This is a genomic window from Leifsonia aquatica (assembly GCF_014190775.1).
Taxonomy (GTDB): domain Bacteria; phylum Actinomycetota; class Actinomycetes; order Actinomycetales; family Microbacteriaceae; genus Leifsonia; species Leifsonia aquatica.
In genome coordinates this window covers 113,667-139,403 of record NZ_JACHVP010000003.1, presented here as the reverse complement: position 1 = coordinate 139,403, position 25,737 = coordinate 113,667, and the positions used below count along the sequence as shown (strand labels likewise).

Sequence of the window (25,737 nt, the reverse complement as noted above, 5' to 3'; positions counted from 1 at the left end):
AGGGACGAACGGATGAGCGTCGCGAAAAGCACCACACCACTGGGCGAGTACCTGCGCGCCCGGCGCGAGCTGGTCCAGCCGCACCAGGTCGGCATCGTGGTCCAGCCCGGCCGCCGGGTCCCTGGCCTCCGCCGCGAAGAGGTCGCCGAGCTGGCCGGCGTGAGTCCCGACTACTACCTGCGCATCGAGCAGGGTCGCGACCGGCGCCCGTCGGAGCAGGTGCTCACCGCCCTCGCCCGCGCCCTCCTGCTCGACGAGGACAGCCGTCAGTACCTCCTGCGCCTCGCCCGCCCGCGCCCCTTCATCCGGCCGGCACCCGACGACGGACGGATCAGCGACGGGGTCGCCCAGCTGCTCGCGCAGTGGGACCACACCCCGGCGTACGTCACCGACGCGAATCAGAACATCCTCGCGGCCAACGCCCTGATCGACGGCATCGCGCCGGGGATCCTCGTGCCGGGGACCAACATGCTCGTCTCTGGCTTCGAGAGCTACGCCCGACTGAGCGCGACGCTCTCCGACCCGACCGCGGAGGAGCTGGAGGTCGTCGAGCTGTGGGAGCAGACCCTCCGCGAGCTGACGGCCTCCATGCGCTACTACGGCGACCCCGACGACCCGCGGCTGCAGGAGATCGTGGGCGCGCTGTCGGCCCGCTACCGCCTGTTCCGCACCATCTGGGCCGAGCACGACGCGAAACCGCACGTCTCGGGGGTGAAGCGCGCGTTCGTTCCGCCGCTCGGCTGGATCGACTTCCGCTGGCAGACGCTCGAGATCCCGCGGACCGCCGGTCAGTTCATCACGACGTTCTTCGGCGAGCCGGGCTCGGCGGCCGCCCAGGCGATCGCCTACCTCGCGGCGCGACCGTCGCTCGATGACAACCGCGCGACCGCGATCCGCGCCTCCTCGTCGACCGGGACGAACACCATCAGGGCGTTGTCCTCGTAGTCGGGCACGTTCAGGACGGTGTAGTCCGTCCGCACGGTGCCGACGGCGGTGCCCTCGAACTCGATGTAGCCCGAGGTGCGCGGGAGCGTCTCCGGAGCGGCCCAGATCTCGGAGAACTCGCGCGACTTGGCCGACAGCTCGCCGACGATCCGCTGCGAGGCGCGATCCTCGTCGTGCTGGTCGAGGGAGTCGCGCAGCAGCCCCGCGACCACGGCCGACATCTCCCGCCAGCGCGGATGCTCCGCGTTGCGCTCGGGCGAGAGGAAGGCGAATCGCGCCAGGTTCACTCCCGGCGCGAAGGCCGGGGACAGCGCCCGGGCCAGCGGCGTGGCGTCGAGCACCTGCAGCCGGCGGTCGTAGAGGATGGCCGGCACGGTGTCGCGGAACGCGAGGAGCCGATCCGGACCGGCGTTCTGCTCGGGGGTGCCTTCCCTGGCGCTCATGCTTCGAACCTACGTGGTCAGCGCGGGCCGAAGGTGACCCCCGCATCCACACCTTCGGATGCCGACGGCTCGACGGTCGACCTGCTGGTCTGGAACCGGCGCTGGTACTCGGACGGCGTGATCCCGAAGCGCGCGACGAACGCCCGCCGGAACGAGACCGGGGAACTGTAGCCGGTCGCGGCGGACGCTTCGGCGACGGTCGTGCCGGACTCGAGATGGCTCACGGCCAGGTCGAGCCGGATCGCGCTGACGTACTCGATCGGCGTCGCGTCGAGCTCCTCGCGCATGATCCGGGTGAGGTGGCGCGGGCTGATGTTCACGTGGGAGGCGAGGTCGCGCACAGCGAACGACCGGGTCGGGTCCGCGTGCACGAACTCGGTGACCGAACGCGCGATGGGCGATCGGGCAGGCGGGCCCTTGAGGGAGGCCGAGAACTGCGACTGCGATCCGGAGCGCTTCATGTAGACCAGCAGGAGCTGCGCGACGCTCCGCGCGACGTCGGCGCCGTAGTCCTGTTCGAGGAGCGCCAGGGCGAGGTCGATGCCGGCCGCCACCCCGGCCGAGCTGTGGAACCGGCCGTCGTGGACGAAGATCGCGTCGGGCTCGACGGTCACCTTCGGGAAGGCGACCTGGAGCGTCGGCGCGAACTTCCAGTGCGTGGTGGTGGTCCGGCCGTCGAGGAGCCCGGTCGCGGCGAGCGCGAACGCGGCCGTGCAGATGGAGGCGACGCGGCGCGAGCGGCCGGCGAGAGCGGCCACGGCGCCGAGCACCTCCTCGGTGAAGACGGAGGGCGCCCCTTCGGAACCCGGCACGATCAGGGTGTCGAGCTCGCCGACGTCGTCGACCGACGCCTGCACGCCGACGCGCACCCCCATCGACGAGGTGATGTCATCCCCCGATGCGGAGATGAGGACGATGTCGTATCCCTCGCTCCGCTGGGAGGCCTCGTGGAAGACTTCGGCCGGCCCGACGAAGTCGAGCATCTTCACCCCGTCGAAGACGAGGATGCCCACTCGCGGTCGCCGGCGCCCATCGGGTGATGCGACCATCGGGATCCTCTCGAATCGTCATTCTGGAATCGAAATTCCATTAAACCGCGAGATAGGCCAGGACGGCCACCCCCGGCGTGTTCGGCTCGGCGAAGATCGTCGTCAGCACGTGACCGGGTCGGCCGGGGATCGCGAGATTCTGGTAGCGAAGGTCGACGAGGCCGAAGCCGTCGACCGCGTGCCGGGCGATCCCGTCGGCGAGCGGCCAGGCATCGTGGCGCGGCCAGAGCCGAGCGAAGACCGGGCTCGTGGCCGAGAGCTCGTCGACGATCTGCTGCCGTCGCGGGCTCAGCGGATCGCTGTGGAAGCGGAGGGCGGCGACGAGATGCGCAGCCGACTCCTCCCACTCGATGGCCACCTCCTGCGTGTGGTCGCTGAAGAACGCGACGACGTTGTTCCGCCCGACGTCGAGGAACCCGCGGCCGACCTTTCCGGCCAGGGCGTTGGAGGCGACGATGTCGTGGTTGCCGTCCGTGATGTACGCCGGGTTCTGGCGCCAGTGGTTGAGGAGCTCGAGCAGGCTGTCGTCCGGGGTGCCGGGTGCGTCCTGGTCGGAGAGCTCGCCGTAGGCGATCCGGAAGACGTACTCGGTGGCGTAGTGGTCGAGCCGGAGTGCGCGGGCCAGAGCGCCGAGCACCTGCTCCGACGGCCGCTGGTCGCGGCCCTGCTCCAACCGGAGGTAGTAGTTCTCGCTGACCCCGGCGAGCTCGGCGACCTCACTCCGCCTGAGACCGGTCACTTTCCGTCCAGGATCCACGGGGATGCCGACGTCCTCCGGGGCGACGAGCCCCCGTCGTGCGCGCAGGTACTCGCCCAGCACTGTCGCGCGCGTGACCACGAGAAGCTCCCATCCGGAAGTGTTTCAATTTTGAAATAGTACCCTGCGTTCGGATACTACCGGCGGTCGAGTCGTATGCACCGCCCCCGTGATTCGACAGTCGTCCTATCCCCTCCCCGCCGCCCGCGACTAACGTCGGCAGCGACACGGAAAGGCGGACGGACACCATGGACGATCTGACGGGAACCGCCGACGAGCGCCGGCAGCGGCTGAGCGAGCTCGCCGCCGAGGCGGAGCTCGAGGCCGAATGGCTGCAGCGCCAGCTCGCACTCGTGCTGGAGGAATGGGCGCGGGCCGAGAGCGAGCTCCGGGTCGCCGCGGAGCGCCGCGAGGACTACTAGCCCCTCGAGGACTACTGGGCCGCCCGCAGCCCCGCGAGCAGCAGCCGCACCATCCGTTCCGCGCGCGGCGAGGTCGCGGTGCCCGCCGGGCCTCCCCCGTGGCACAGGTTGGCGACCGCGCCCAGCAATTCGTACGGGTCGACCTCCTGCACGACGTCGCCGGAGGCGGTCGCCGCCGCGAGCAGCCGCTCGAGCGTCGGCGCGAGGTGGGTGGCGAAGTACTCTGCGAGCGGTTCGTACGCGGGGTCGCCCGAGTGGAGGGCGGAGGCGAGACCGAGCTTCGTCGCCACGAACTGTGTGTACCGCATGACCCAGCGATCCAGGGCCTCGCCCGGCGGGTACGCGGCCTCGATCTCGGGCGCCGCCTCGACGCACGCGTCGATCTCGCGGCGGAACACCGCCGAGATCAGGTCGGAGCGCAGCGGGAAGTGCCGGTACAGCGTCCCGACCCCGACGCCGGCCCTTTCGGCGATCGCGCGCACCGGTGCATCGACGCCGGATTCGGCGAAGACTGCTTTCGCCGCCTCCACGAGGGACGCGACGTTCTGCCGTGCATCGGCCCGCCGGGGGCGGACGGCGGAGTCGGTCATGCGGGCTCCCTCTGGCGTGCGGGACGCATCCCGGGTATCGTCGTCTTGTAAACGGAACGCTGTTCCGGTTAGAGTGGTCCTCCAACCGGAGCATTGTTCCGATTCACCGATCATACGACACCCCGACCTTCCCGGTGCCGCGATCCCGATCCGTTCTGGAGCAGACAGCATGCAGTATCGAACCCTCGGCCGCACCGGCATCAAGGTCACCCCCTACGCCCTCGGCGCCATGATGCTGGGGTCGCTCGGCAACCCCGACCGCGCCGACGGCATCCGCATCATCCACCGCGCGCTCGACGCCGGTATCAACTTCATCGACACCGCCGACCGCTACGGCGACTCCGAGGAGGTCGTCGGCGAAGCACTCAAGGGCCGCCGCGACGATGTCGTGCTCGCCACCAAGTTCTGGGGCCCGGTCGACGACGACATCAACCACCGCGGGGCCTCCCGGCGCTGGATCATGGAGGCCGTCGAGCGTTCGCTGCGCCGCCTCCAGACCGACCACATCGACCTGTACCAGTTGCACCGCCCCGACACCGACACGGACATCGACGAGACGCTCTCGGCACTGACCGACCTCGTGCGGCAGGGCAAGGTCCGCGCGATCGGCAGCTCGTCCATGCGCGGCTCGGAGATCGTCGAGGCGCAGTGGATGTCGGAGCGCCGCGGTTTCGAGCGGTTCCGCACCGAGCAGCCCAACTACTCCATCCTCGACCGCGAGATCGAGCGCGAGATCCTCCCCGTCGCCCAGCGCTACGGGATGGGGACGCTCGTCTACAGCCCGCTCGCCGGCGGCACCCTGACCGGCCGCTACCGCGCGGGCCAGGAGAACGACAACTTCCGCTCCACCCGCACCGGGATGCGCCACTTCCGCGACGAGCGCCGGCTCGCCGCCGTGGAGGAGCTGGTCGCGCTCTCCGATGAGACCGGCGTGAAGCTGACCCACCTCGCGATGGCGTTCGTCATCGCGCACCCGGGCGTCACCTCCGCCATCGCCGGCCCGCGCACCATGGAGCAGCTGGAGGACACCCTCGCGGGCGTGGACGTCTCCCTGTCGGACGAAATCCTCGACCGCATCGACGCGATCGTCCCGCCCGGCGAGAGCATCGGCGCGATGGACATGGTCTACCGCGGGCCGGAGGTCGGCGACGCCGCGCTGCGCCGGCGCCCGGTCGCGGAGCGCACGGCCGCGTAAGCCCCCGAACCCTCCGCCGAAGTTCACGACGTGGCGCTCATTCCGCCCGGAATGGCGACCACGTCGTGAACTTCGGCACGGGCGATCTGCCACGATACATACCGTGGGGACTCTTCTTACGGCCGGCAGTCTGGCGCTCCTTTTCTCGCTGCTGCTCACTCCGGCCTTCATCCGCCTGTTCAGAAAGCTCGAGCTCGGTCAGTTCATCCGGGAGGACGGACCGAAGACGCATCACGTCAAGCGGGGCACCCCGACGATGGGCGGGATCGTCTTCATCCTGGCGACGCTCTTCGGGTTCTTCGCTGCGGCCCTCCTGAACGGCGGGGAGGGCATCACCGCCTCGTCGCTGCTCGTCCTGCTGATGTTCGTCGGCATGGCCTGCGTCGGGTTCGTCGACGACTATCTGAAGGTGCGCAACCAGCGCAGCCTCGGTCTCGGCGGATGGTCGAAGGTCGCCGGCCAGCTCATCGTCGGGACCCTGTTCGCCGTGCTCGCGATCTCTCTCCCGAACGCGGAGGGCGTCACCCCGGCCTCGACCGCGATCTCCGCGCTCCGCGACATCCCCGCGCTCGACCTGGCCCGCATCGCGACCGGGGTGCCGATCGTCGGGCTGGTGCTCTACGTCCTCTGGGTGAACGTGCTGGCCGCGGCGACGACCAACGGCGTGAATCTCGCCGACGGGCTGGACGGGCTCGCGACCGGCGCCTCCATCCTCTCGATCGGCGCCTACGTCTTCATCGGCTTCTGGCAGTTCACGCAGTCCTGCACGAACGGATCACTCCATCCCGACAACGTCGCGAAGTGCTACTCGACGGCCGACCCGCTCTCGCTGGCGATCGTCGCCGCCGCGATCTGCGGCGCCCTCATCGGCTTCCTCTGGTGGAACACCAACCCGGCCAAGATCATCATGGGCGACACCGGCGCGCTCGGGCTCGGCGGCGCACTCTGCGCCCTCGCCATCGAGACGCACACGGAACTCCTGCTCATCCTGATCGGCGGCCTCTTCGTCATCGAGGCCGGCTCGGTGATCCTCCAGCGGGCCTACTTCAAGGCCACGCACGGCAAGCGGCTCTTCCTGATGACGCCCATCCATCACACGTTCGAGCTCATGAACTGGCGCGAGGTGACGATCGTCGTGCGGCTCTGGATCGTCGCCGGGATCCTCGTGGCGGTCGGCGTCGGCGGCTTCTACCTGGAGTGGCTCGGCTAGCCCTCCGCAGCGGGCCGTGACTACGGCAGTCGACCACGGTCGCTACTGATTCTGCGCCCGCCACCGCGCTCGCGGGCCTCCGGTGTCACAGAGTGGACGCGGGCCGTCCTCTGTCGCGGGTTGCGACGTTCGGCCGCTTCCGCCGGCGTTCGGGTCGCCAGCGGAACAGAGCGCGGGCGCGGCCTAGGAACCCGCCCGCGCTCCCCTTCCCCCCGAGTCCCGACCGCCGCGCCTCCGCGCCTCCGCCGATCGCGGCGGGGTGGTGCGCATGTGGTCACGGACCTTGCCGAGCGACTCGGCGAGCACGCCGACCTCGTCGTCCGTGAGGGGTGCGAGGAACATCCTCCGGAGCACGTCGATGTGGCCGGGGAACACCGCGGCGAGCACGGCGCGTCCGCCCTCCGTGATCGTCACCGTCACACTCCGCTCGTCCTCGACGGACGGAGCGCGGGTGACCAGGCCAGCCTTCTCGAGCAGCCCCGCCTGGTGCGTCAGCCCACTGCGGCTGTAGACGACGCCGTCGGCCAGGTCGGTCATGCGCTGGCTGCCGCCGGGTGAATCCCCGAGGCGCGCGAGGAGCTGGAACTGCACGTAGCTCAGGCCGCCTGCATCCCGCAGCTGCTGCTCGACCGTGTGGCGCAGGAGGCTGCTGACCTCGATGAGCGCGAAGTACGCGTGCAGCTGCGCAGGCTCGAGCGGGGTGGATTCGTCGGTCATGCATCCGATTGTACTTGCTTCGACATCGAAGCACTGCTATCGTCACTCTCAGTTGCTTCGACATCGAAGCAAAACGAGGATCCGGCCTCCCGGATCGGCAGAAGGAGAAGATCATGAAGGCAGTGCGTTTCCACGAGTTCGGCGCCCCGGGCGTCCTCACCATCGAGGACGTCGAGCAGCCCGTCCCCGGTTCCGGTGAGGTGCGCATCCGCGTCGCCGCGTCCGGCTTCAACCCGGCCGACAACGGCATCCGCGCCGGCAGCCTCCCCATCCCGGTGACGCTGCCGCACATCCCCGGCTACGACGTCGCCGGCACGATCGACGCGCTCGGCAGCGACGTCACCGGCTTCGCCGTGGGCGATGCGGTCATCGGCTTCCTCCCGATGACGGCCGATGGTGCAGCCGCCGAGTTCGTCGTCGCCCCGGCGGACGTGCTCGTCGCCGCTCCCTCGAGCATCCCGCTGACCGATGCCGCCGCCCTCCCGTCGGTCGGCCTCACCGCCTGGCAGGCGCTCTTCGACGAGGGGAGCCTCCGGTCGGGTCAGCGCATCCTCATCGTCGGCGCCGGCGGCACCGTCGGCGGGTACGCGGTCGAGCTGGCCGCGAAGGCCGGCGCGTACGTGATCGCGACGGCCAGCCCCCGCAGCCGGGCATCCGTCACCGCTGCGGGCGCCGACGAGGTCGTCGACCACACGACCACGCCCCTGCTCGACGCCGTAACCGAGCAGGTGGATGTGCTGCTCAACCTCGCCCCGATCGACCCGGCCGAGTTCGAGGCGCTGGTCGGCCTCGTGCGCGACGGCGGCATCGTCGTCAGCACGACCGCGTGGATGCCCGCCCCGAGCGACGAGGCCCGCGGCGTCCGCAGCACGGTCGTCTTCGTCCGCAGCGACGCGCAGCAGCTCGCCGAGCTCGCATCACTGGTGGACAGCGGCGACCTCCACATCGAGATCGCGCGGCGCGTCCCGTTCGGCGAGCTGGCCTCCATCCACGAGCAGTCCGCGGCGGGGACGCTGCGCGGGAAGGTCGTGGTCGTGCCGGACAACGCGTGACGGTCGCAGCCGAACGCGTCACCCCTTCCTGCCCAGGACGTTCTGGACAAAAGTAGGACTACGGAGGCGGCGTCGGAGGTTACCGTGAACGCGCTCTCCGAAATCAGCAGAGAACGTCCCACCGTCGAACCGCACCGATCGGCTCGACACGACCTGGAGGTTGATCATGGCGTTTGTGACCACAGACGATGGCGCAGAAATCTACTACAAGGACTGGGGCAGCCCGGACGCGCAGCCCATCATGTTCCACCACGGCTGGCCGCTGTCGTCCGACGACTGGGATGCCCAGATGCTGTACTTCCTCGGCAAGGGCTACCGGGTGATCGCGAGCGACCGCCGCGGCCACGGCCGGTCGTCCCAGATCGGCACCGGGCACGACATGGACCACTACGCCAGCGACGCCTCGGCCGTCGTCGAGCACCTCGACCTGCGCAACGCCATCCACATCGGGCACTCGACCGGCGGCGGCCAGGTCGCGCGTTACGTCGCGAAGTACGGGGAGCCCCAGGGACGCGTCGCCAAGGCCGTGCTGGTCTCGTCCGTGCCCCCGCTGATGGTGCAGACCGACGCCAACCCCGAGGGGACCCCGATCTCGGTGTTCGACGGTTTCCGGGAGGCGCTGGCCGCCAACCGCGCCGAGTTCTTCCAGGCCGTCGCCGCCGGCCCGTTCTACGGGTTCAACCGCCCGGGCGTCACGCCGTCGGAGCCGGTCATCGCCAACTGGTGGCGCCAGGGCATGACGGGCAGCGCGCTCGCCCACTACGAGGGCATCAAGGCGTTCTCCGAGACCGACCAGACCGAGGACCTGAAGGCGATCACCGTCCCGGTGCTGGTCACGCAGGGCGACGACGACCAGGTCGTCCCCTACAAGGATGCGTCGGTCAAGCAGGCCGAGCTCCTCCAGAACGCCACCCTCAAGATCTACGAGGGCTACCCGCACGGGATGCTGACCACGCACGCGGACGTCATCAACCCCGACATCCTGGCGTTCATCCAGCAGTAGCCGAGCCCGCTCGAAACAGCGACGGCGCACCCGGGGGGGTTCCCGGGTGCGCCGTCGTCGTCTCAGTTGCGCCAGATCGACACGTCGTCGACGTTCAGCCACTGACCGCCGGACCCCGCCGACCAGATCCCGATCGTCGCGGATCCCGTGCTGACCGTGAAGGTCAACGTCCGGGTCTGCCAGCCCGGCACCGCCGTCGACAGATCGGAATGCAGTTCCGCTCCCCCGTAGTTCTTGACCACGAGGTAGGCGGACGACTGACCCCCGCTGCTCTTCACGTCGGCACTGAAGGTGTACGTGCCTGCGGGCAGCGTGACCTGCTGGACCGCCCACGCACTGTACGACGTCGCGAAGGTCTGGGTCAGCTGCCGATTCGAGGTGCCGGTCGTGTCCTCGACCTTGGTCGCCCCGGCCGTGTAGCTCGTGGCCCACTGCGGGATCGCGGTGCCGGCGACATCCTGATCGAAGCGGCCGTTCGCCACGGCGTTGTAGTCGAGCGTCCCGGCAGCGGCGTTCACGTGCACGTCGGTCGCACCGATCAGGGTGGGAGTGTCGCCGGAGAAGGTCAGCGGATACCAGTCGTTGCGGCCGATGCCGCCCGGCGCCGTCGTGTCGCCGGGGCCCTTGTAGAACTCCGAGTAGCGGTCGCCGTTGTACAGATACGAGGTCCCCGACGATCCGATCACGGGGATGATCTGCTCGAACTGCGTGTTGAACGAGTTGCCCGACGCGGGCACCGTCGCGACGTTCGCCCACGGCGTCCAGCTCGTGAGGTTCGTGCTCGTCCGGTGACCGGTCGCCGTGCCCGCCCACCAGTTCATCCCGGAGGCGAACCAGTGGTAGGTCGAGCCGATCTTGATGATCGCGGGCGCCTCGTGGTGGTTGCCCGGGTTGTTGTAGTCCTTGTAGACGATCGACTGCACCGCCGTCCAGCTCGGGTTCAGCAGGGCGATGCTCTCCCAGTAGTTGTCCAAGCTGCCGTTGTCACCGACGTACACGAGGTAGGCGTTCGCACCGTCGACGAACAGGGAGTGGTCGCCGGTCGTGTTCCCGTCGACGAGCGAGGCGCCGAGGTAGGTGTACGTCCCGTCGATGGTCGGGCTGGTGGCGAACGCGATGGCGTTGCGCTGCTCGCCGTCGGCCCGGAGATGCGGGACCTCGAAGTCGAGCACCCAGGTGCCGTTCGGGTTCTGCGCGAGCTGGGGCCGGCCGAGCCAGTTTCCGGGCGTCAGGTCGCCCGCCGTGTCGCCCGGCACGCCCACCCCCTGGGACAGCAGGGTCTTGTCGAAGTGCCAGGTGGTGAGGTCGGTGGAGCTGTACAGGTTCACGTTCTTGTTCGGGCCGTCCTTGAACGAGACCCCGACCCAGTAGTACGTCGAACCGACGTGGAGGACGTTGCCTCCCTGAGCCCGGATCGGATTGCCGGCGTCATCGTTCCACACCGTGTCGTTCGCGATGGATGGGGTGGGGCCGGCCGCCTGGGCGGGCAGCGCCGCCATCCCGATCGAGGCGACGACTGCGGCCACCACTGCGGCGACCGTGGTCGCCAGAGCACGTCTGTTGAGTTTCACCGAGGTTCCCTCTCCGTTGATGGAAACTGTTGCGTGCTCATTATTTGCGCATTCTCGCGAGCTGTGCAAGCGTAGTGACAAATAATTTACCGGGAGCATCGACACCTCCGCGGTACGAAGGAGTAGCGCGACCATGCAGCAACAGACGGTCACTTCGGACGTCACGGTCATCGGAGGCGGGCTCGCCGGTGTCGCCGCCGCCATCGCCGCCGCTCGGGCAGGCGCGACGGTCGCGCTGATCAACAACCGCCCGGTCCTCGGCGGCAACTCGAGCTCCGAGATCCGGGTCTGGGTCTGTGGTGCCACGGCGCACGGCGCCCAGAAATACGCCAGAGAGACCGGGATCATGGGAGAGCTGTTCCTGGAGAACCAGTACCGCAATCCCGAAGGCAACCCGTACTTCTGGGACCAGGTCGTGCTGGATGCGGTGCGCGCCGAGCCCGGCATCAGGCTCTTCCTCAACACCGACGTGACGGAGGTCGACGCCGACGGACCCGACGACGACCGTCGGATCACCGCCGTCACCGGGTGGCAGCAGGGCTCCGAGCGACGTCTCACCTTCACCGGCGCGGCGTTCATCGACGCCAGCGGCGACGGACTCGTCGGCGAGCTCGCCGGAGCGTGGTACGCGTCCGGCCGGGAGGCGGCGAGCGTCTACGGCGAGGAATGGGCGCCCGAGGTCCCCGACGACAACATGCTCGGCAGCACCCTGTTCTTCTACACCAAAGACGTCGGCGAGCCCGTGCGCTACGTCCCGCCGTCGATCACGAAGGACATCGCGGAGACCAGCATCCTGGTCCACCGCCGGATCGACACCCGCGCCAACGGCTGCGACTACTGGTGGATCGAGTGGGGCGGCGAGCTCGACGCGGTGAACGACAACGAGCGCATCCGCGACGAGCTGTGGGCGGTGGTCTACGGGATCTGGGACCACATCAAGAACTCGGGGCTCTTCGACGCCGAGACGCTGACGCTGGAATGGGTGGGTTCGGTGCCGGGCAAGCGCGAGTACCGCCGGTTCGTGGGGGATCACGTGCTGACCCAGCGCGACATCATGGCCCAGGAGCGGTTCGACGACCGGATCGGCTTCGGCGGCTGGTCCATCGACCTCCATCCGCCCGGAGGGATGTACTCCACCGACCACGGCTCCAAGCACCTGTTCACGTCCGGCGTCTACCACGTCCCCTTCCGCTCGCTGTACTCCCGGAACACCCGGAACCTGCTGATGGCCGGGCGCGACATCTCCGCCAGCCACGTGGCCTTCGGCACCACCCGCGTGATGGCGACCTGCGCCGTCACGGGGGAGGCTGCGGGCGCCGGCGCGGCCCTCGCGGCACGGAACGGGATCACTCCGCGGCAGGTCGCGACCGAGCGGATGGGCGAGCTGCAGCAGTTGCTGCTGCGCAGCGACGCCTCCATGCTCGGCGTGCCCTGGACGTCGCCGGACGATCTCGCGCTCACCGCGGACATCACCGCGTCGAGCACCCTCACCGAGCTGCGCGTCGACGCGTCGCCTGCGGCCACCTCGTACCCCCTCGACGAGCACGACTTCGGCCTCCACCTCCCCGTGGATCCGAGGCTGGACCGCGTCGGCCTGCTGGTGCAGGCGGAGGGGCCGACCGAGGTGGTCGTCGAACTCTGGAGCACCGACGGCGGCGAGAACCACATCCCCGTGCGGTTCGTCGACCGGCGGACCCTGCAGGTCGAGCCGGGCCGCACCCGGATCGAAGCCGACTTCGGCTACGCGCCGACAGCGCCGGAGGACGTGGTCGTCGTCGTCCGGCGCGCTCGGGGACTCTCGGTGATCGTGAACCCGGAGCCTGCTCCGTCCGGAGTGCTCGGCCTGCTCAGCCGAACGCCCGCGACCGACCTGCACCGGCCGCAGTCCAACGCATGGTCGGCGGCGGAGCTGCGCAGGCACGCCCCCGTCTTCGATGCGACGCCCGCGACGCACGCCTACGGTGCCGGCCAGGTCGCCGGCGGCTACGCGCGACCGTTCGGCGGCCCCAACCTGTGGTCGTCCGACCGCATCGAGCCGCAGCGGGAGGAGCGGCTCGAGCTGCGCTGGGACGCCCCCGTCGTCGCGGGAAGCGTCGAGCTGGTGTTCAACGACGAAGTGGATGAGGACCTCGTGAACCTCCACCACCACCGCACGCCGTTCCCCGTGATCCCCGAGCTCGTGCGCGATTACCGCATCGAGGCCGCGACCGGCGACGGGTGGATGACCATCGTCGAGGTGGAGGGCAATCGCCGCCGTCGTCGCGTCCATCCGCTCGGCGGAATGACCACGGACGCCCTCCGCGTCGTCGTCGAGGCGACCAACGGTTCCGCGTGGGCGAGCGTCGTCGCCGTCCGCGTCTTCGGGTGACCGGGTCAGGCGGGGAGCGCGAACGACGCCTTGAGGCGCTGGGCCACCAGCATCCAGAGCACGGCACCGACGAAGTCGTCGCTCGCCCGCCCCGCGAAGTACTCCGTCCAGGTGCGACCGCCGCCGGTGCCGGTGTAGAGCACCAGGTCGGCGTCGCGCGTGACGAGCCCGTCCGGGACGCCGGTGATGACGATCGTGGTCGCTCCGTGGGCCGAGGCCTCCTGCAGGAACGACTTCACGATGTCGCTGTCGCCGTTGCGCGACACCGCGATGGCGACACCCTTCGCGTCGAGGAGGCTCGCGCCGACCTTCGCGGCGTAGGCGCCCTCGTGCATCCAGACGGGCACCCCGAGGCGCATGAGCCGCATCGACAGCTCGTCGGCCGGAGGGCGGTCGCCCCACTCGCCGAAGATCTCGACCCGCTTCGCGACAGCGATCGTGTCGGCCGCCGCGGAGAGCAGCCCGAGGTCCACGTTCGACAGCGCGTTGCGCAGCGCCCGGAACTCGTGCCCGGCGAGCACGTTCATGACCTGTTCGGGCGAGTCCGTGGGAGTGACGTCCGGCCCGATGTCGCTCGCCCATCCCGCCTGCGACTCGCGCCCGGTCTCGTTCGCCACCGCTGCACGGAAGGCGGGGAAGCCGGAGTAGCCGAGCGAGACGGAGAGCCGCGTGACGGTCGCGGGCTGCGTGTCGGCCTGCGACGCCAGCCACGTGATGGAGTTGCGGCCCGCTTCGAACGGGTCGGCCAGGACGATCTCGGCGACCCGCTTGCGCGCACCGGACAATGTCGGCAGCGCGTGCCTGACGAGCTCGAGCGGGCTGGGCTCTGCTGCGGTGCTCACGACGGCCTCCCTCACTGAGCGGCGCGAAGCGCCTACTGAAAATAAATTACACGAGAGGACGAGACATGCGCTTCTGGTACGGAGCCGATTACAACCCCGAGCAATGGCCGGAGGAGACCCAGGACGAGGACATGCGCCTCATGGTGGAGGCGGGCGTCACCGTCGCGACCGTCGGCGTCTTCTCGTGGGCCTTCCTCGAGCCCGAGGAGGGGCGCTTCGAGTTCGCGTGGCTCGACCGGGTGCTGGACCGCCTGCACGCGGCCGGCATCGGCGTCGACCTCGCGACCGCGACCGCCACGCCTCCGCAGTGGCTGTCGCTGAACCATCCCGACACGCTGCTGGTGGACGAGTGGGGTCACGTCCTCTCCCCCGGCAGCCGGCAGCACGTCAATCCGAGCTCGGCGACCTACCGGCGCCTGGCCGTCCGGCTGGTCCGCGCCCTCGCCGAGCGTTACGGCTCGCACCCCGCCCTGGTGGCGTGGCATGTCGGCAACGAGTTCGGCAACGACAACCCGCGCGACTACGGCGACGAGACGGCGCGGGCCTTCCGCGAGTGGCTGCGGCGCCGCTACGGCTCCATCGACGAGCTGAACGCCCGCTGGGGCACCGCGTTCTGGTCGCAGCGCTACGCGTCCTTCGACGAGATCCTCCCACCACGGGCCGCCCCCACCTTCGGCAACCCGGCGCAGCTGCTCGACTTCGACCGGTTCGGTTCGGACGCACTGCTCGACGGCTACCGGGCGGAGGTGGCCGTCCTGCGGGAGGCGACGCCCGGCATCCCGATCACCACCAACTTCATGGGCCTGTTCAAGCCCGCCGACTACTGGTCCTGGGCGAGCGAAGTGGATGTGGTGAGCGACGACGCGTACCCGGACCCGGCCGATCCCGGCTCATGGAAGGACGCGGCCCTGCAGCGCGACCTCATGCGGTCGCTCGGCGACGGCCGTCCCTGGTTGCTCATGGAGCAGTCGACCAGCGCGGTCAACTGGCGCGACCTCAACGCCCCGAAGCGGCCCGGGCAGATGCGCGCCCTGTCGTATCAGGCGATCGCGCGCGGCGCGGACGGCGTGATGTTCTTCCAGTGGCGGCAGTCGCGCCGGGGCGGGGAGAAGTTCCACTCCGCGATGGTGCCGCACGCCGGCACCGACACGCGGATCTGGCGCGAGGTGTGCGGGCTCGGCGACGAGCTGCGCCGGCTCGGCGATCTCGCCGGGACCCTGGTCGAACGGCCGGAGGTCGCGGTCATCGTCGACTGGGACTCGTGGTGGAGCATCGAGCAGCGGGCGACGCCCGCCCGCATCGATTACGCGCAGGTCATTGCAACCTGGCACCACGCTCTCCTCGACCTGGGCGTCGGCACGGACTTCGTGGCCCGCGACGGCGACCTCTCCGCCTACCGGGTCGTGATCGCTCCCGCCCTTTTCGTCATCGGCGAGCAGGATGCGGACCGGCTCGGCGCATATGTTCGCGACGGCGGCACCCTGCTGGTCGCTGCTCCGGCCGGGGTCACCGATCAGGATGCGGCTCTGCCCGACGGCGGACATCTGGGGCGCCTGGCCGACGTCCTCGGCGTCCGGGTCGAGGAGTACGCGCCGCACGGTCCCGCCGATCCCGTCCGGCTGACAGGCGCGATCGACGGTCCCACGGGCCAGTGGTCGGAGGTCGTTCACGCGCGCGACGCAGACGTCCTCGCCCGCTTCGACGGCGGCCTTGCAGACGGCGGCCCCGCCTTCACCCGCTCGGCGGTCGGCGACGGATCGGCGTGGTACCTGGCGGCAGACCCGGACGACGCTGGGATCCGTGCGGCGCTGACGTCGGTGCTCGCCGACGCGGACGTCGAGCTGCGCGAGTCCCCGGACGGCGTCGAAGTCGTGCGCCGGGGCGGTCTGACGTTCGTGGTGAACCACGGCCCGGTCGCCGTGCGGGTCGACGTCGCCGGCATCGATCGGCTCACAGGCGACGCCGTCGAGCGGCCGCTGCTCGCGCCGTACGGCGTGCTCGCCGTCTCGGCGGGATGACCGGCTCGCCCGGCCGGACGCTCACGCCTCCAGCGGACCGCGATCCGGCCGGGCAAGCCAGGTCACGCGCGACGGGAGGGCGCCGCCGAGCGCCAGCACGACGAGCTGGTTCTCGCCTGCGCGCGTCGCGGGGCCGGGCACGTACAGGGAGTGCTGCGGCCCGCGGCTCCAGAAGCGGCCGAGCGGCCAGCCGTTGACCCAAGCGAATCCCTTGCCCAGGTCCCGGGTGGCCAGGTGCAGGTCCGCCGGTTCGTCGAGGCGGAACGTCGACCGGGCGACGATGGGACCGCCGACACCGGTGCGATGGTCGGGGCCGGCTTCCAGGTAGCGGTCTGGGTGGTCGAGGTCGATCGGATCCACGGACCATCCCCGCAGCTCGCGTCCGTTCAGCGTGACGGGTCCGATCAGTCCCTTGGGCTCGCCGATCCGCGGCCCGTAGTTCACCCGCCCCTGGTCCTCCACCAGGATCTCGAGCAGCCGGGTGCCGTCCGGCAGTTCGATCGCGACATCGTTGTGCTCCCGCTCGAGGACACCGACCGGGCGTCCATCCGCGAACACCTGGGCACGGTCGCGCACCTCTCCGACGCGGAGCACGCCCGCGGCCGCCTCCGCCCGATAGAGCACCAGCCCGCGATACGCGCCGAGCTCGTCCATGCTCGGCGCCGACAGGTGGTCGCCACCGGTTGCGAGCGGCACGACCGACAGGAGCCGGGACGCAGCGTCGAACGGGGAGGAGAACGCCGGCGCCTCCCCCGGATCGCGGCGGGTCCGCTCCGGGAGCGGGACGTACCTCCCGAGCACGGCACGGAATGCGCGGTACTTGGCCGTCGCGACGCCGTCCTCGCTGAGCGGGGCGTCGTAGTCGTACGAGGTCGTGGTGGGCTCGTAGTAGCCCTTGTGGTTGGCGCCGTTCGTGAGGCCGAAGTTGGTGCCGCCGTGGAACATGTAGATGTTGACCGAGGCGCCGGTCGAGAGGATCTCCTCGAGCTCGCGGGCCGCGGCCGTCGCATCGGTCGTGTTGTGGCGGCCGCCCCAGCGGTCGAACCAGCCGTCCCAGAACTCCGCGCACATCAGCGGCCCGTCGGGTTGGTGCCTCCGCAGCCGGCCGAGGCGCTCGATCCCGTTCGATCCGAACGACGCCGTGAGGTGGGCGCCGTCGATGCGCCCGTCCTCGAGCATCCTGTCCTCCGGCTGGTCGACCGTCGTCAGCGGGACGGTGATGCCGCCGGCCCGCATCCAGCTCACGAGGGTGGCCAGGTACTCCTTGTCCGCCCCGTATGCGCCGTACTCGTTCTCGACCTGCAGCAGGATGACCGGGCCGCCGCGATCCACCTGGCGCGGGACGACGATCGGGAGCACCCGCGCGAAGTACTCGCCAACGGCGCGCAGATAGCGGGGGTCGGAGCAGCGGATGCGGCTGCCGCATTCGCGCGTCAGCCAGCCGGGGAGCCCGCCGTTGTCCCACTCGGCGCAGATGAACGGCCCGGGACGGACGATGGCGTGCATTCCGGCCTCGGCGACGAGGTCGAGGAAGCGCCCGAGATCGAGTGCGCCGTCGCTGCGGAACGAGCCCCGTTCGGGTTCGTGCTCGTTCCACGCCACGTAGGTCTCGATGGTGTTGAGGCCCATCTCCTTGGCCGCGAGGATGCGGTCCTCCCACTGCTCCGGGTGCACCCGGAAGTAGTGCAGGGCGCCCGAGAGGATGCGGAAGGGCTGGCCGTCGAGCAGGAAGTCGCGCTCGCCGATCGTGAAGGTGGACATGACACTCCTGGAGGCTGGGATGCGGCACGGCGACGCAGAGGAGCGGCCGATGCTCCCCCGCACCGGCCGCTCCGCGTTCTCTACTTGACGGTGAAGCCCTGCTGCTTGCCGTAGGTGACGAGCTTGTCGCCCCAGGCCTTCAGCCCGTCCTGCAGGGTCGTCTTGCCGACCCAGGCCTGCCCGGCGGTGTCGCTGAACACGGAGTTCGCGTACGACTGGTAGGGCAGGTACTGCCAGCCCTTGAGGGCGTCCGCGGCCGACTGGGAGAAGATCTTGTTGATCTGCTGGCCACCGAAGTAGTCGTTCTTCGCCTCGAGGAACTCGCTGGAGTTCTGCTCCTTGACCGTCGCCGGGAACTGCCCGGCCGCGATGGAGAGCTGGATGGCCTGGCTGTCCGTCTCCATGAACTTCAGGAACTCGGCCGCGACCAGCTGACGCTGCTTCGGGCTCTGCTTGAGCATCGCGTACCCGCCGCCGCCGTTCATGGCGCTGGCGGTCTTGCCCGCTTCGTACTGCGGCATCGGTGCGACGCGCCACTGGCCCGCACCGGTCGGCACGCTGGACTTGAGCGACCCGGCCATCCACGCTCCACTGACGACGGTCGCGATCTTGCCGTTGGCGAGGCCCTGGTACCAGTCGTTGCTGAAGCCGGAGGCCGGCATGAGGAGCTTGTCGTCCAGAAGCGGCTGATAGAAGTCGGTGAACTTCTTCTCGTCGGCGCCGGAGAAGTCGATCGAGACGTCGGACGTTCCCGAGACCTGGAAGGGCTTGGCGCCCGCCTGCCACAGCATGCTGGAGACCATCCCCGCGTCTCCGGTGTCGGCGGCGATGTACGCGGTCGGGTCGGCCTCGTGGATCGTCTTCGCGTCGGCCGCGTACTCCGCCCACGTCGTCGGCGCGTCGAGACCGTACTTGTCGAAGACGGACTTGTTGTAGAACATCGCGGTCGGGCCGGCGTTGTGCGGGAGCTCGTAGAGTCCGCCGTTGACGTTGGTCGAATTCCAGATGGCCGGCGTGAAGAGGTCCTTGTACTTCCCGTAGCCGAAGGTGTTCAGGTCGACCAGGCTTCCCTCGAGCGCGAACTGCGGGATGGTCTGGTACTCGACGGTCGCGAGATCGGGGGCGCCGGAGCCGGCCTTGATCGCGTTCTCGAGCTTCTGGTAATGCGCGGCGCCCGTGCCCACGTTCACCACGTTCACCGTGATGTCCGGGTACTTCTTCTCGAACGCGTCGACGATTCCGCCCAGGGTGGTGGCCCAGGTCCAGATGGTGATCGTCGTCTTCTTCTTCATCGCGGCGTCGATCTGCGCCTGGGTGACGCTCGCCGAGGGGGTGTCGCCGGCGGAGGAGGAGGCGCCGGAGCATCCTGCGAGACCCGCTGTGACGGCGAGACCCACGGAGGCGGCGACGACGAGCTTCTTCGCACCGAGTCGCCAGCGGCTGTGGTTGATCATTCGGGTGTGCACCTTTCTTGGTTGCCGGGGAACCGGACGTGTCACGCCTTCACGCTTCCGGCGGCGAGGCCGGACTGCCAGAACCGCTGCAGGAAGAGGAAGGCGATGATGAGGGGGACGATGGTGAGCAGGGAGCCGGTGATCACGAGGTTGAAGACCGTCTCACCACCGGCCGTGTTGGCCTGCTCGCTCCACTGGTTGAGGCCGACGGTCAGCGGGTACCACTTCGGGTCGCTCAGCATGATCAGGGGCAGGAAGTAGTTGTTCCAGGTGCCGACGACATCGAGCAGCAGCACCGAGACGACACCGGGGGCGAGGAGCCGGGACGAGATCGTGAAGAAGGTCCGGAACTCCCCCGCTCCGTCCATCCGTGCCGCCTCGAGGAGTTCGTTGGGCACCGCTTCGCGCGAATAACTCCACATCAGGAACAGCCCGAACGACGAGACCAGCGACGGGATGAACACCGCCCACGGGGTGTTGGTGAGGCCGAGCTGGCTGAACAGCAGGAAGGTCGGGACGGCGAGCGCCGAGCCGGGGACGGCCACGGCTCCGATGATGACCGCGAACAGCACGCGCTTGCCGGGGAAGTCGAACTTCGCCAGCCCGTAGCCGCCGAGCGTGGCGAGGAACGTCGAGCCGATCGCGCCGACCACGGTGTAGAGGATGGTGTTGAGCACCCACCGGCCGAAGGTGCCGTCCTGGTAGGTGAACACCTGGACCACGTTGTCCCAGAACGCGAACGGCCCGGAGAACCAGAGGCCGAAGCTCGAGGCGAGGGCGCCCTGGGTCTTGGTGGAGCTGACGACGAGCCAGAACAGCGGGAGCATGCTGTACGCGAAGAGCACCGACATGAGGGCGGTGAGCAGCCAGGATTTGCGCGGCTTGATCCCGCCGCGCCGGCGCGGGGCCGGGCGTCCGTCGTCGGCGGTGCGGGGCTCGGTGCCGGACGGCCGCTGGAGAGTGGCGATGGCCATGGTTCAGCCCTTTCGGTTTCCGACGCGCTGGATCGCGTAGGCGACGATCATCGTGATGACACCCATGACGATCGCCACGGTGGCGGCCGAGTTGAACTGCTGGCCGGCGAAGGAGAGGTTGTAGGCGTACATGTTCGGCGTGAAGTGCGAGCTGATCGCGTTGGGCGCCAGAGCCTTGAGGATGTTCGGCTCGTTGAAGAGCTGGAATGCCGCGATGGTCGAGAACATCACCGTCACCACGAGCGCCGGACGGATCGCCGGCAGCTTGATCGCCGCGATCACGCGCCACGGGCCCGCGCCGTCGATGTCGGCGGCCTCGTACAGCTCCGTCGGCACGACGCGGAGCGCCGAGTAGAAGACGAGCATGTTGTAGCCCATCGTCAGCCACACCATGATGTTGCCGATCGAGAGCAGCACGAGGTTGCCCGACAGCGGGTCAGGGAGGGTGATCCCGAGGAAGTCGTCGATGTTGCCGACGAGACCGAAGTGCGTGCCGTACATGTATCCCCAGAGCAGGGCGGCCACCACGCCGGGCACCGCGTGCGGCAGGAAGATCGTGAGGCGGAACAGCCGCGGGGCGTGCAGCCGGGCCGAGTCCAGGGCCAGCGCGGTCAGGAGGGCGAGCCCGAGCATGACGGGGACGAACACGACGAGGTAGAGGCACACCCGCAGGAGCGCATCCCAGAAGTCGGGGCTGGTGAGCTGCTCGACGTAGTTCGTCAGGCCGACGAATGTGTTGCCCCCGATGAGCCGGTGCTGGAAGAGGCTGAGGTAGACCGTGTAACCGAGCGGCGCGATGAGCACGAAGGCGAACGCGATCGTGAACGGTGCGACGAAGGCCCAGCCGATCAGGGAGCGGCGCGGACGGCGGCGGCGCGTCTGCCGCGCCGTCACCGGTGTCGTGCTCGACATCGTCGTCATGGGAGTCCTATCCGTGCGGGCCGTGGGGGCCGTGCTGCTGGAGTAGAGATTCGCATGCGACGCCGACGCTTGTCAAATGATTTGCACAAGCTGGGAGTTTGCGTGACTTAATTGATACTTATTTGCAAGCGTGTGATCCCTTCGACTGCACAGCGAACGGCGCACCCGGGATGCCCCGGGTGCGCCGTCGTTTCTGTCGAGAAGCGCTCCGCGCGACGGTCAGGCGGCCACGGCCTTCCGGCCGTTCTCGGCCGCGGACTCGACCTGGATCTTGCGCGGCTTGGCGCGCTCCGCGATCGGGATGACGACGCTGAGCACGCCGTTGTCGTAGCTGGCGCTGATGGCCTCCGCATCCACGTCGTCACCGATGGTGAACTGCCGCATGTAGGAGCCGAACGGGCGCTCCTGGGCGAGCCACCGGAAGTTCTCCCGGTTGCCGGCGGAGCGCTGGGCGCGGATGGTCAACAGGTGGCCGTCGACATCGATATCGACCGAGCCCGGGTCGACGCCGGGGAGGTCGGCGTTCAGCACGTACCGATCACCCTCGCGGAACAGGTCCACCGGCATCAGGCGCGGCTGCCGGCTGGTGTCGAACACGCTCTGGGCGATGCGGTCCAGCTGGCTGAAAGGATCGAATGACATCGACATGGTGAGATTCTCCTTCCGATCGGTGGCGGCACTCCGGGCCGCCAGAACTGCTTACTGCTGTGCTGCTTTCCGGGTCAGACGAGCCAGACGAGCTGGCGTGCCCGGCGCGGTGGGGAGCGGGTGGTTGCGCGCACCTCGGCCGACCACAGGGTTCGCGATGCCCCGTCGCCTCGACGCGCAGCACCGCTCGCCGGTCCCCTCACCGAATGGGACCCGGATGCTGCGGTGCACGCGGGGGCCGCTTCGTCCCACAGGCCGGAGACGATCTGCTCGAACTCGGCAGCGACCCACTCCGGATCGGAGCAGACGATGTCGGCGAACTCGGCCGACACCTGATCAACACTGTCCGCCACGGTCACGGCTCATCACCTCCATCTCTGACAAGATATGGATCAGTTGATACAGATTTTCTACATCAATGATTGACAGGATGCAACCCTGTTCTGCAGACTTTCTGCGATGAACACACCGCCCGCGGCTCGCCCGGTCTACAGCATGGCCATCGCCGCCGAACTCCTCGGCCTGGCGCCGGCGACGCTCCGCCTGTACGAGCAGAAGGGGCTGCTCACCCCCGCCCGCACGGCAGGCGGCACACGCCGCTACAGCGCCGACGACGTCGAACGGATGCGCCGCATCGCCGACCTCCAGGCCGACGGGCTGCACCTGTCCGGCATCGGCCGGGTGATCGATCTGGAGGACCAGAACGAGGCGCTGCGGCGGGATCTGGCGGAGGCGCGGGGCAAGGCCGCCGACGACGCTCGGATGGACGATCCCGGGTTCGCCTGAGCCCGGGAGTCGCCGGCTCCAGAGGGGCCCGGCCCCCGGGCCGAAACGACGAAAACCCCCGGGCTCGCTGCGATTCCGCGGGGTTCCTCTCGCGGGCCTATCTAAGGTGCCCCAGATACCAGCGCTGGCGCGGGGACGGATTTCGAGATCCCCTGAGCCCCGGAAGAAGATCCCCTCAGGGCGCCGGGCCACGGAATATGGTCGCCTGTTCGCAGACCAAAGCACGCGCCGGGACCCTTCGCTGCTCGGGCGGCCAGGCTTGTCAGCCGGAGCGTGTTTCACAAGCTGCAGCCCATGCGCGATACGTCTCAGACCACAACCGAGCTGAGGGCTGCTGCCCACCATGTCCGCGCCGGCACTGGCCAATAGACGTACTGTTCATCGACACGAAAGCTCGGGTACCAGTACACACCGTCGGTTCACTTCACCCCGGGAGATTGCGGGAACAACTCGACGGGAAGAACAACGCCCATCCTTCCGCGTTCGCTCGGAGCCAGATACCCGAATCGCTTCGAACGACCAGAGAGAGAGTATTCATCGAACGGAAGCCGGGTAAGACGCTCACCGTTTCGAATCCACATCGCGCGATCGTCGAAGGCGCTCTCCAGGATGTCACCCACCCGATCTCTGCGGCCCGCCGCACGGATATTGCGCATCATCTGAATTCCGAAAGGCACCAGCGACCACAAGCATCCTCCGATCCAGAGGAGGCACCACTGCCACGCGAGCGGGCCTCCCGCGATCAGCATCACAACCGCAGCCACAAGCATCAGACAGGCCAACACGCCGGCCGCAATCCATCGAGGCCGCGACCGGAACTCGAAAGCGTAGAGCGCGATCATGCGTGCGCGACTGGAGCTTGGGCCCACGGTCATTCGATAGGCGAAGACAGAGGGCGGCTGCACCGGCCCTTCATTCATCCCGATCCTCTTTCTCTTGCCTATCCGTCGAGCTCTTCTGGAATCAGGTCCTCGCCAGAGTCTTCGCCGGCTGGTGGATTCCAGTCCAGCGCGCTCGGCGGGGTGCGACGCCGTGGCTACCGGTGGCGCGGGCACGAATTTCGAGAATCCCCTGACACCCGGAAGAAAATCCCCCGAGGCCGCCGGGCCGAGGAACTTGGTCGCCTGTTTGCCAGCCAAGGCACGCGCGCCCGGACCCTACAGCGATCGGCGTTTACGGCGAGAAACTACGGGCATCGGCCTGTACGGCCTTGAGGTCTTGTCAGACGCGCAACCGCCGCAATCGATCGAGCCATCTTCATTCGGGTGCGTTGGCGAAAAACCGTCTCGAGCTCGGGGCCCATAGTAGCGCGGCCCCCACGAGCAACATCGTCGACGGGATCCACACCAATGCTATCTGCACACTCGACAGCGAAAACAAGAGATTCACGGCGGCTATGCCCGAGAGCACCCAGCGACCCCAGCGGTAACCCCGGCTCACAGGAACAAGGAGAATCACCGGAAGCAACAACCAAATAAGCACACCAGCAATCTGGACGATGAGAATGACGACGGTCACCGCGACAGAAGGCACATGTCCGGTCCGCGGGTCTCTCAAGTCGGACGGACCCGCCACCCCCTGGACTACAACACCAACGAGCAGTGCCACGACGGACACCGCAAAGCGGGCACTAACAAGCAAGCTGGCCACCCGTACCGCAACGGGCGTACTGCGTAGCCTCGAAATGAGGTTCAACTTTTTGCTCCGATACTCATTACGAACTGCAATCGCGCATCCGCCCCAACCCTCGTTGGCTAGAAGAAACGTCTGCGACCGTAGTTTGTGTTGTGAGCAACCGTGCTGGACGGTGTGCCTGCACGCACCGATCCGCTCGTACCGTCCGACCGCCTTGGTGTGGTTCGAGGCTTGGGGGCATTGAGCGCCGTGAAGTGACCCTGCATGTTCTTCCAAATCTGATTCGTGTACGTGAAACCTGAAAGAGGCACGTGGTAGGTCTTCGTCGAAAACTTGTCTTCATCTAGGTACCAGTTGTAGACGCCAAGGGTTAGGCTCGCCGCGTCCTGCCGATCCATACTCAGACATTCTTCCCAATTCGCCGGCTGGAACCATCGTCGAGGTCGTGCTTCGGGCGGGCAGCCACGAATCGTGGGCTCTGGACGGCACACGTTCGTGATTTCAGCGGCGAGAGGTAGAGCGCGCTCGGCGGCGTGCGACGCCGCGGCTGCCGACTCGTGGAGTCGTACTGAAATTACGTGAGCGTGGTACGCAAAACCCCCGGGATCACTGCGATTCCGGGGGCTTCTCTGGCGGGCCTATCTAAGGTCCTCTACAGCCCAGTCGTGGCGCGGGCGCCTGTTCTGGTAATCCCCTGGAGTCTCAGAAATAATCCCCTGCCGGTCGACGCGGCCACCACGGGGGACAACTCTCGCGCAGACGAATGACGAGTCGCCAATCCGTGACGAGCGAAAATCGCTCCCTCCGGATGAGCCCATTCAGGCGGCTATTCTCACGAGTCACATTCTTCATCCGCGCGTTTCTGCATCTCCTGACCTGTTCCCAGAGCCCTCAGATTTCCGGAGTCTCTTTCGTGATGTGCGCGAGTTTCCTGATGTCCGCAGGACAGTCGATTCTCGTCATCTGTGCCGACGTCGATTTCGTTCCGAGTTCTACCTCGAGTTTGACGCAGCGGAAGACGAGCTGGTCGGAGTACATCAATCCGCCGCCGGAGCTCGCGCTTCCGCGGGCGAGCACGAATATCGCGACGTGGTCGCCATCCTGGTAGACGTCGTACCAGCCTGTCGCAAAGACACTGACGGAGTCTGGCTTGGCTTTGTAACGGCTGTAGTCGATCAGCGGGCTTCGATGGACAAGATCGATGGCATCTTCGGCAGTCACGGCAGCCTGTCCGAGGCTTCTGGACGCGTCAGCAACGCTTGACTCGAGTTGCTTCTGGGCTTTCCCTCGCAATGACTCGGCACAGCCGCAGAGGGACAGGGCGACACTCACCGCGGCCAACAGTGCTGCGATGCGCACGGCCCGCGAGGGGCGCC

General features: G+C 68.4%; 24 protein-coding genes. 9 read left to right on the top strand and 15 right to left on the bottom strand.

What is annotated here, in order from left to right:
• The first annotated feature begins 12 nt into the window (after positions 1–12).
• On the top strand, positions 13–945 hold the full coding sequence (locus FHX33_RS13940; RefSeq protein WP_021762727.1) for a helix-turn-helix transcriptional regulator: 933 nt from the start codon (positions 13–15) through the stop codon (positions 943–945).
• Here FHX33_RS13940 and FHX33_RS13935 read toward each other — a convergent pair.
• The 3 genes from FHX33_RS13935 to FHX33_RS13925 are packed head-to-tail and all read right to left on the bottom strand — an operon-like array spanning position 846 to position 3,275.
• Positions 846–1,388: an MmyB family transcriptional regulator gene (locus FHX33_RS13935; RefSeq protein WP_155829004.1), complete on the bottom strand. Its 543-nt coding sequence runs from the start codon at positions 1,386–1,388 to the stop codon at positions 846–848. The genes FHX33_RS13940 and FHX33_RS13935 overlap by 100 nt on opposite strands.
• 17 nt (positions 1,389–1,405) lie before the next feature.
• Positions 1,406–2,437 carry a GlxA family transcriptional regulator gene (locus tag FHX33_RS13930; protein ID WP_039921975.1) on the bottom strand — a complete coding sequence of 344 codons (1,032 nt, stop codon included), beginning with the start codon at positions 2,435–2,437 and terminating at the stop codon, positions 1,406–1,408.
• Between the two features lie 40 nt (positions 2,438–2,477).
• Positions 2,478–3,275, bottom strand: coding sequence for a helix-turn-helix domain-containing protein (locus FHX33_RS13925; protein ID WP_021762730.1), 798 nt, complete (start codon positions 3,273–3,275; stop codon positions 2,478–2,480).
• A gap of 167 nt (positions 3,276–3,442) precedes the next feature.
• Here FHX33_RS13925 and FHX33_RS13920 point away from each other — a divergent pair, with 167 nt between their 5' ends.
• Positions 3,443–3,616 carry a hypothetical protein gene (locus FHX33_RS13920; RefSeq protein ID WP_021762731.1) on the top strand — a complete coding sequence of 58 codons (174 nt, stop codon included), beginning with the start codon at positions 3,443–3,445 and terminating at the stop codon, positions 3,614–3,616.
• Positions 3,617–3,627: 11 nt separating this feature from the next.
• Here FHX33_RS13920 and FHX33_RS13915 read toward each other — a convergent pair whose 3' ends face one another.
• Complete coding sequence (locus tag FHX33_RS13915) at positions 3,628–4,206, bottom strand: TetR/AcrR family transcriptional regulator (RefSeq protein WP_021762732.1); 579 nt, start codon at positions 4,204–4,206, stop codon at positions 3,628–3,630.
• Between the two features lie 169 nt (positions 4,207–4,375).
• Here FHX33_RS13915 and FHX33_RS13910 point away from each other — a divergent pair, with 169 nt between their 5' ends.
• Together FHX33_RS13910 and mraY are read left to right on the top strand one after the other, a co-directional pair.
• Positions 4,376–5,401, top strand: a complete 1,026-nt coding sequence (locus FHX33_RS13910; protein ID WP_021762733.1) for an aldo/keto reductase — start codon at positions 4,376–4,378, stop codon at positions 5,399–5,401.
• A 103-nt stretch (positions 5,402–5,504) separates the two neighbouring features.
• A complete protein-coding gene (gene mraY / locus FHX33_RS13905) occupies positions 5,505–6,611 on the top strand; it encodes a phospho-N-acetylmuramoyl-pentapeptide-transferase (protein WP_021762734.1) in 1,107 nt (368 codons plus the stop codon).
• 183 nt (positions 6,612–6,794) lie between these two features.
• Here the strand turns inward: mraY and FHX33_RS13900 are convergent, their stop codons facing one another.
• Positions 6,795–7,328 (bottom strand): MarR family winged helix-turn-helix transcriptional regulator, encoded by a 534-nt coding sequence (locus FHX33_RS13900; RefSeq protein WP_021762735.1) that lies wholly within the window; start codon positions 7,326–7,328, stop codon positions 6,795–6,797.
• 113 nt (positions 7,329–7,441) lie between these two features.
• Here FHX33_RS13900 and FHX33_RS13895 point away from each other — a divergent pair, with 113 nt between their 5' ends.
• Positions 7,442–8,380, top strand: coding sequence for an NADP-dependent oxidoreductase (locus FHX33_RS13895; RefSeq protein ID WP_021762736.1), 939 nt, complete (start codon positions 7,442–7,444; stop codon positions 8,378–8,380).
• A 166-nt stretch (positions 8,381–8,546) separates the two neighbouring features.
• Positions 8,547–9,383, top strand: a complete 837-nt coding sequence (locus FHX33_RS13890; protein WP_021762737.1) for an alpha/beta fold hydrolase — start codon at positions 8,547–8,549, stop codon at positions 9,381–9,383.
• A 62-nt stretch (positions 9,384–9,445) separates the two neighbouring features.
• Here the strand turns inward: FHX33_RS13890 and FHX33_RS13885 are convergent, their stop codons facing one another.
• Entirely contained in the window at positions 9,446–10,954 is a 1,509-nt protein-coding gene (locus tag FHX33_RS13885; RefSeq protein WP_039921977.1) for a glycoside hydrolase family protein, read from the bottom strand.
• 133 nt (positions 10,955–11,087) lie between these two features.
• Between FHX33_RS13885 and FHX33_RS13880 the strand changes: the two genes are divergently transcribed.
• Positions 11,088–13,322 carry an FAD-dependent oxidoreductase gene (locus tag FHX33_RS13880; protein ID WP_183428635.1) on the top strand — a complete coding sequence of 745 codons (2,235 nt, stop codon included), beginning with the start codon at positions 11,088–11,090 and terminating at the stop codon, positions 13,320–13,322.
• A 5-nt stretch (positions 13,323–13,327) separates the two neighbouring features.
• On the opposite strand, the gene FHX33_RS22180 is transcribed toward FHX33_RS13880, so the two are convergent.
• Positions 13,328–14,164, bottom strand: a complete 837-nt coding sequence (locus FHX33_RS22180) for a MurR/RpiR family transcriptional regulator (protein ID WP_051336948.1) — start codon at positions 14,162–14,164, stop codon at positions 13,328–13,330.
• Positions 14,165–14,229: 65 nt separating this feature from the next.
• Between FHX33_RS22180 and FHX33_RS13870 the strand changes: the two genes are divergently transcribed.
• On the top strand, positions 14,230–16,182 hold the full coding sequence (locus FHX33_RS13870; protein WP_021762742.1) for a beta-galactosidase: 1,953 nt from the start codon (positions 14,230–14,232) through the stop codon (positions 16,180–16,182).
• A 21-nt stretch (positions 16,183–16,203) separates the two neighbouring features.
• On the opposite strand, the gene FHX33_RS13865 is transcribed toward FHX33_RS13870, so the two are convergent.
• The 6 genes from FHX33_RS13865 to FHX33_RS13840 all read right to left on the bottom strand — a co-directional run bounded on the left by FHX33_RS13865 (position 16,204) and on the right by FHX33_RS13840 (position 22,299).
• Entirely contained in the window at positions 16,204–17,943 is a 1,740-nt protein-coding gene (locus FHX33_RS13865) for a glycoside hydrolase family 35 protein (protein ID WP_183428634.1), read from the bottom strand.
• Between the two features lie 80 nt (positions 17,944–18,023).
• Complete coding sequence (locus FHX33_RS13860; RefSeq protein WP_021765469.1) at positions 18,024–19,397, bottom strand: ABC transporter substrate-binding protein; 1,374 nt, start codon at positions 19,395–19,397, stop codon at positions 18,024–18,026.
• Between the two features lie 41 nt (positions 19,398–19,438).
• Positions 19,439–20,371 (bottom strand): carbohydrate ABC transporter permease, encoded by a 933-nt coding sequence (locus FHX33_RS13855; protein WP_021765468.1) that lies wholly within the window; start codon positions 20,369–20,371, stop codon positions 19,439–19,441.
• A 3-nt stretch (positions 20,372–20,374) separates the two neighbouring features.
• On the bottom strand, positions 20,375–21,292 hold the full coding sequence (locus FHX33_RS13850) for a carbohydrate ABC transporter permease (protein ID WP_021765467.1): 918 nt from the start codon (positions 21,290–21,292) through the stop codon (positions 20,375–20,377).
• Between the two features lie 219 nt (positions 21,293–21,511).
• A complete protein-coding gene (locus tag FHX33_RS13845; RefSeq protein ID WP_021765466.1) occupies positions 21,512–21,940 on the bottom strand; it encodes an Hsp20/alpha crystallin family protein in 429 nt (142 codons plus the stop codon).
• 74 nt (positions 21,941–22,014) lie between these two features.
• Positions 22,015–22,299, bottom strand: coding sequence for a hypothetical protein (locus tag FHX33_RS13840; RefSeq protein WP_039924135.1), 285 nt, complete (start codon positions 22,297–22,299; stop codon positions 22,015–22,017).
• A gap of 100 nt (positions 22,300–22,399) precedes the next feature.
• Here FHX33_RS13840 and FHX33_RS13835 point away from each other — a divergent pair, with 100 nt between their 5' ends.
• Complete coding sequence (locus tag FHX33_RS13835) at positions 22,400–22,726, top strand: MerR family transcriptional regulator (RefSeq protein WP_039924134.1); 327 nt, start codon at positions 22,400–22,402, stop codon at positions 22,724–22,726.
• 419 nt (positions 22,727–23,145) lie between these two features.
• Here FHX33_RS13835 and FHX33_RS13830 read toward each other — a convergent pair whose 3' ends face one another.
• The gene (locus tag FHX33_RS13830; RefSeq protein WP_039924132.1) at positions 23,146–23,568 is read right to left on the bottom strand and encodes a hypothetical protein; all 423 of its coding nucleotides are present in this window, start codon (positions 23,566–23,568) and stop codon (positions 23,146–23,148) included.
• Between the two features lie 1,684 nt (positions 23,569–25,252).
• The gene (locus FHX33_RS13825; protein WP_039924131.1) at positions 25,253–25,720 is read right to left on the bottom strand and encodes a hypothetical protein; all 468 of its coding nucleotides are present in this window, start codon (positions 25,718–25,720) and stop codon (positions 25,253–25,255) included.
• Positions 25,721–25,737 lie beyond the last annotated feature (17 nt).

Excerpts from the sequence above, each read along its gene's own strand:
- FHX33_RS13850 (WP_021765467.1), bottom strand. The coding sequence starts at position 21,292 with ATGACGACGATGTCGAGCACGACACCGGTGACGGCGCGGCAGACGCGC.
- FHX33_RS13870 (WP_021762742.1), top strand. The coding sequence starts at position 14,230 with ATGCGCTTCTGGTACGGAGCCGATTACAACCCCGAGCAATGGCCGGAG.
- FHX33_RS13930 (WP_039921975.1), bottom strand. The coding sequence starts at position 2,437 with ATGGTCGCATCACCCGATGGGCGCCGGCGACCGCGAGTGGGCATCCTC.
- FHX33_RS13935 (WP_155829004.1), bottom strand. The coding sequence starts at position 1,388 with ATGAGCGCCAGGGAAGGCACCCCCGAGCAGAACGCCGGTCCGGATCGG.
- FHX33_RS13915 (WP_021762732.1), bottom strand. The coding sequence starts at position 4,206 with ATGACCGACTCCGCCGTCCGCCCCCGGCGGGCCGATGCACGGCAGAAC.
- FHX33_RS13855 (WP_021765468.1), bottom strand. The coding sequence starts at position 20,371 with ATGGCCATCGCCACTCTCCAGCGGCCGTCCGGCACCGAGCCCCGCACC.
- FHX33_RS13865 (WP_183428634.1), bottom strand. The coding sequence starts at position 17,943 with ATGTCCACCTTCACGATCGGCGAGCGCGACTTCCTGCTCGACGGCCAG.
- FHX33_RS13830 (WP_039924132.1), bottom strand. The coding sequence starts at position 23,568 with ATGATCGCGCTCTACGCTTTCGAGTTCCGGTCGCGGCCTCGATGGATT.
- FHX33_RS13860 (WP_021765469.1), bottom strand. The coding sequence starts at position 19,397 with ATGATCAACCACAGCCGCTGGCGACTCGGTGCGAAGAAGCTCGTCGTC.
- FHX33_RS13940 (WP_021762727.1), top strand. The coding sequence starts at position 13 with ATGAGCGTCGCGAAAAGCACCACACCACTGGGCGAGTACCTGCGCGCC.
- FHX33_RS13845 (WP_021765466.1), bottom strand. The coding sequence starts at position 21,940 with ATGTCGATGTCATTCGATCCTTTCAGCCAGCTGGACCGCATCGCCCAG.
- FHX33_RS13895 (WP_021762736.1), top strand. The coding sequence starts at position 7,442 with ATGAAGGCAGTGCGTTTCCACGAGTTCGGCGCCCCGGGCGTCCTCACC.
- FHX33_RS13920 (WP_021762731.1), top strand. The coding sequence starts at position 3,443 with ATGGACGATCTGACGGGAACCGCCGACGAGCGCCGGCAGCGGCTGAGC.
- FHX33_RS13910 (WP_021762733.1), top strand. The coding sequence starts at position 4,376 with ATGCAGTATCGAACCCTCGGCCGCACCGGCATCAAGGTCACCCCCTAC.
- FHX33_RS13880 (WP_183428635.1), top strand. The coding sequence starts at position 11,088 with ATGCAGCAACAGACGGTCACTTCGGACGTCACGGTCATCGGAGGCGGG.
- FHX33_RS13835 (WP_039924134.1), top strand. The coding sequence starts at position 22,400 with ATGAACACACCGCCCGCGGCTCGCCCGGTCTACAGCATGGCCATCGCC.
- FHX33_RS13900 (WP_021762735.1), bottom strand. The coding sequence starts at position 7,328 with ATGACCGACGAATCCACCCCGCTCGAGCCTGCGCAGCTGCACGCGTAC.
- FHX33_RS13890 (WP_021762737.1), top strand. The coding sequence starts at position 8,547 with ATGGCGTTTGTGACCACAGACGATGGCGCAGAAATCTACTACAAGGAC.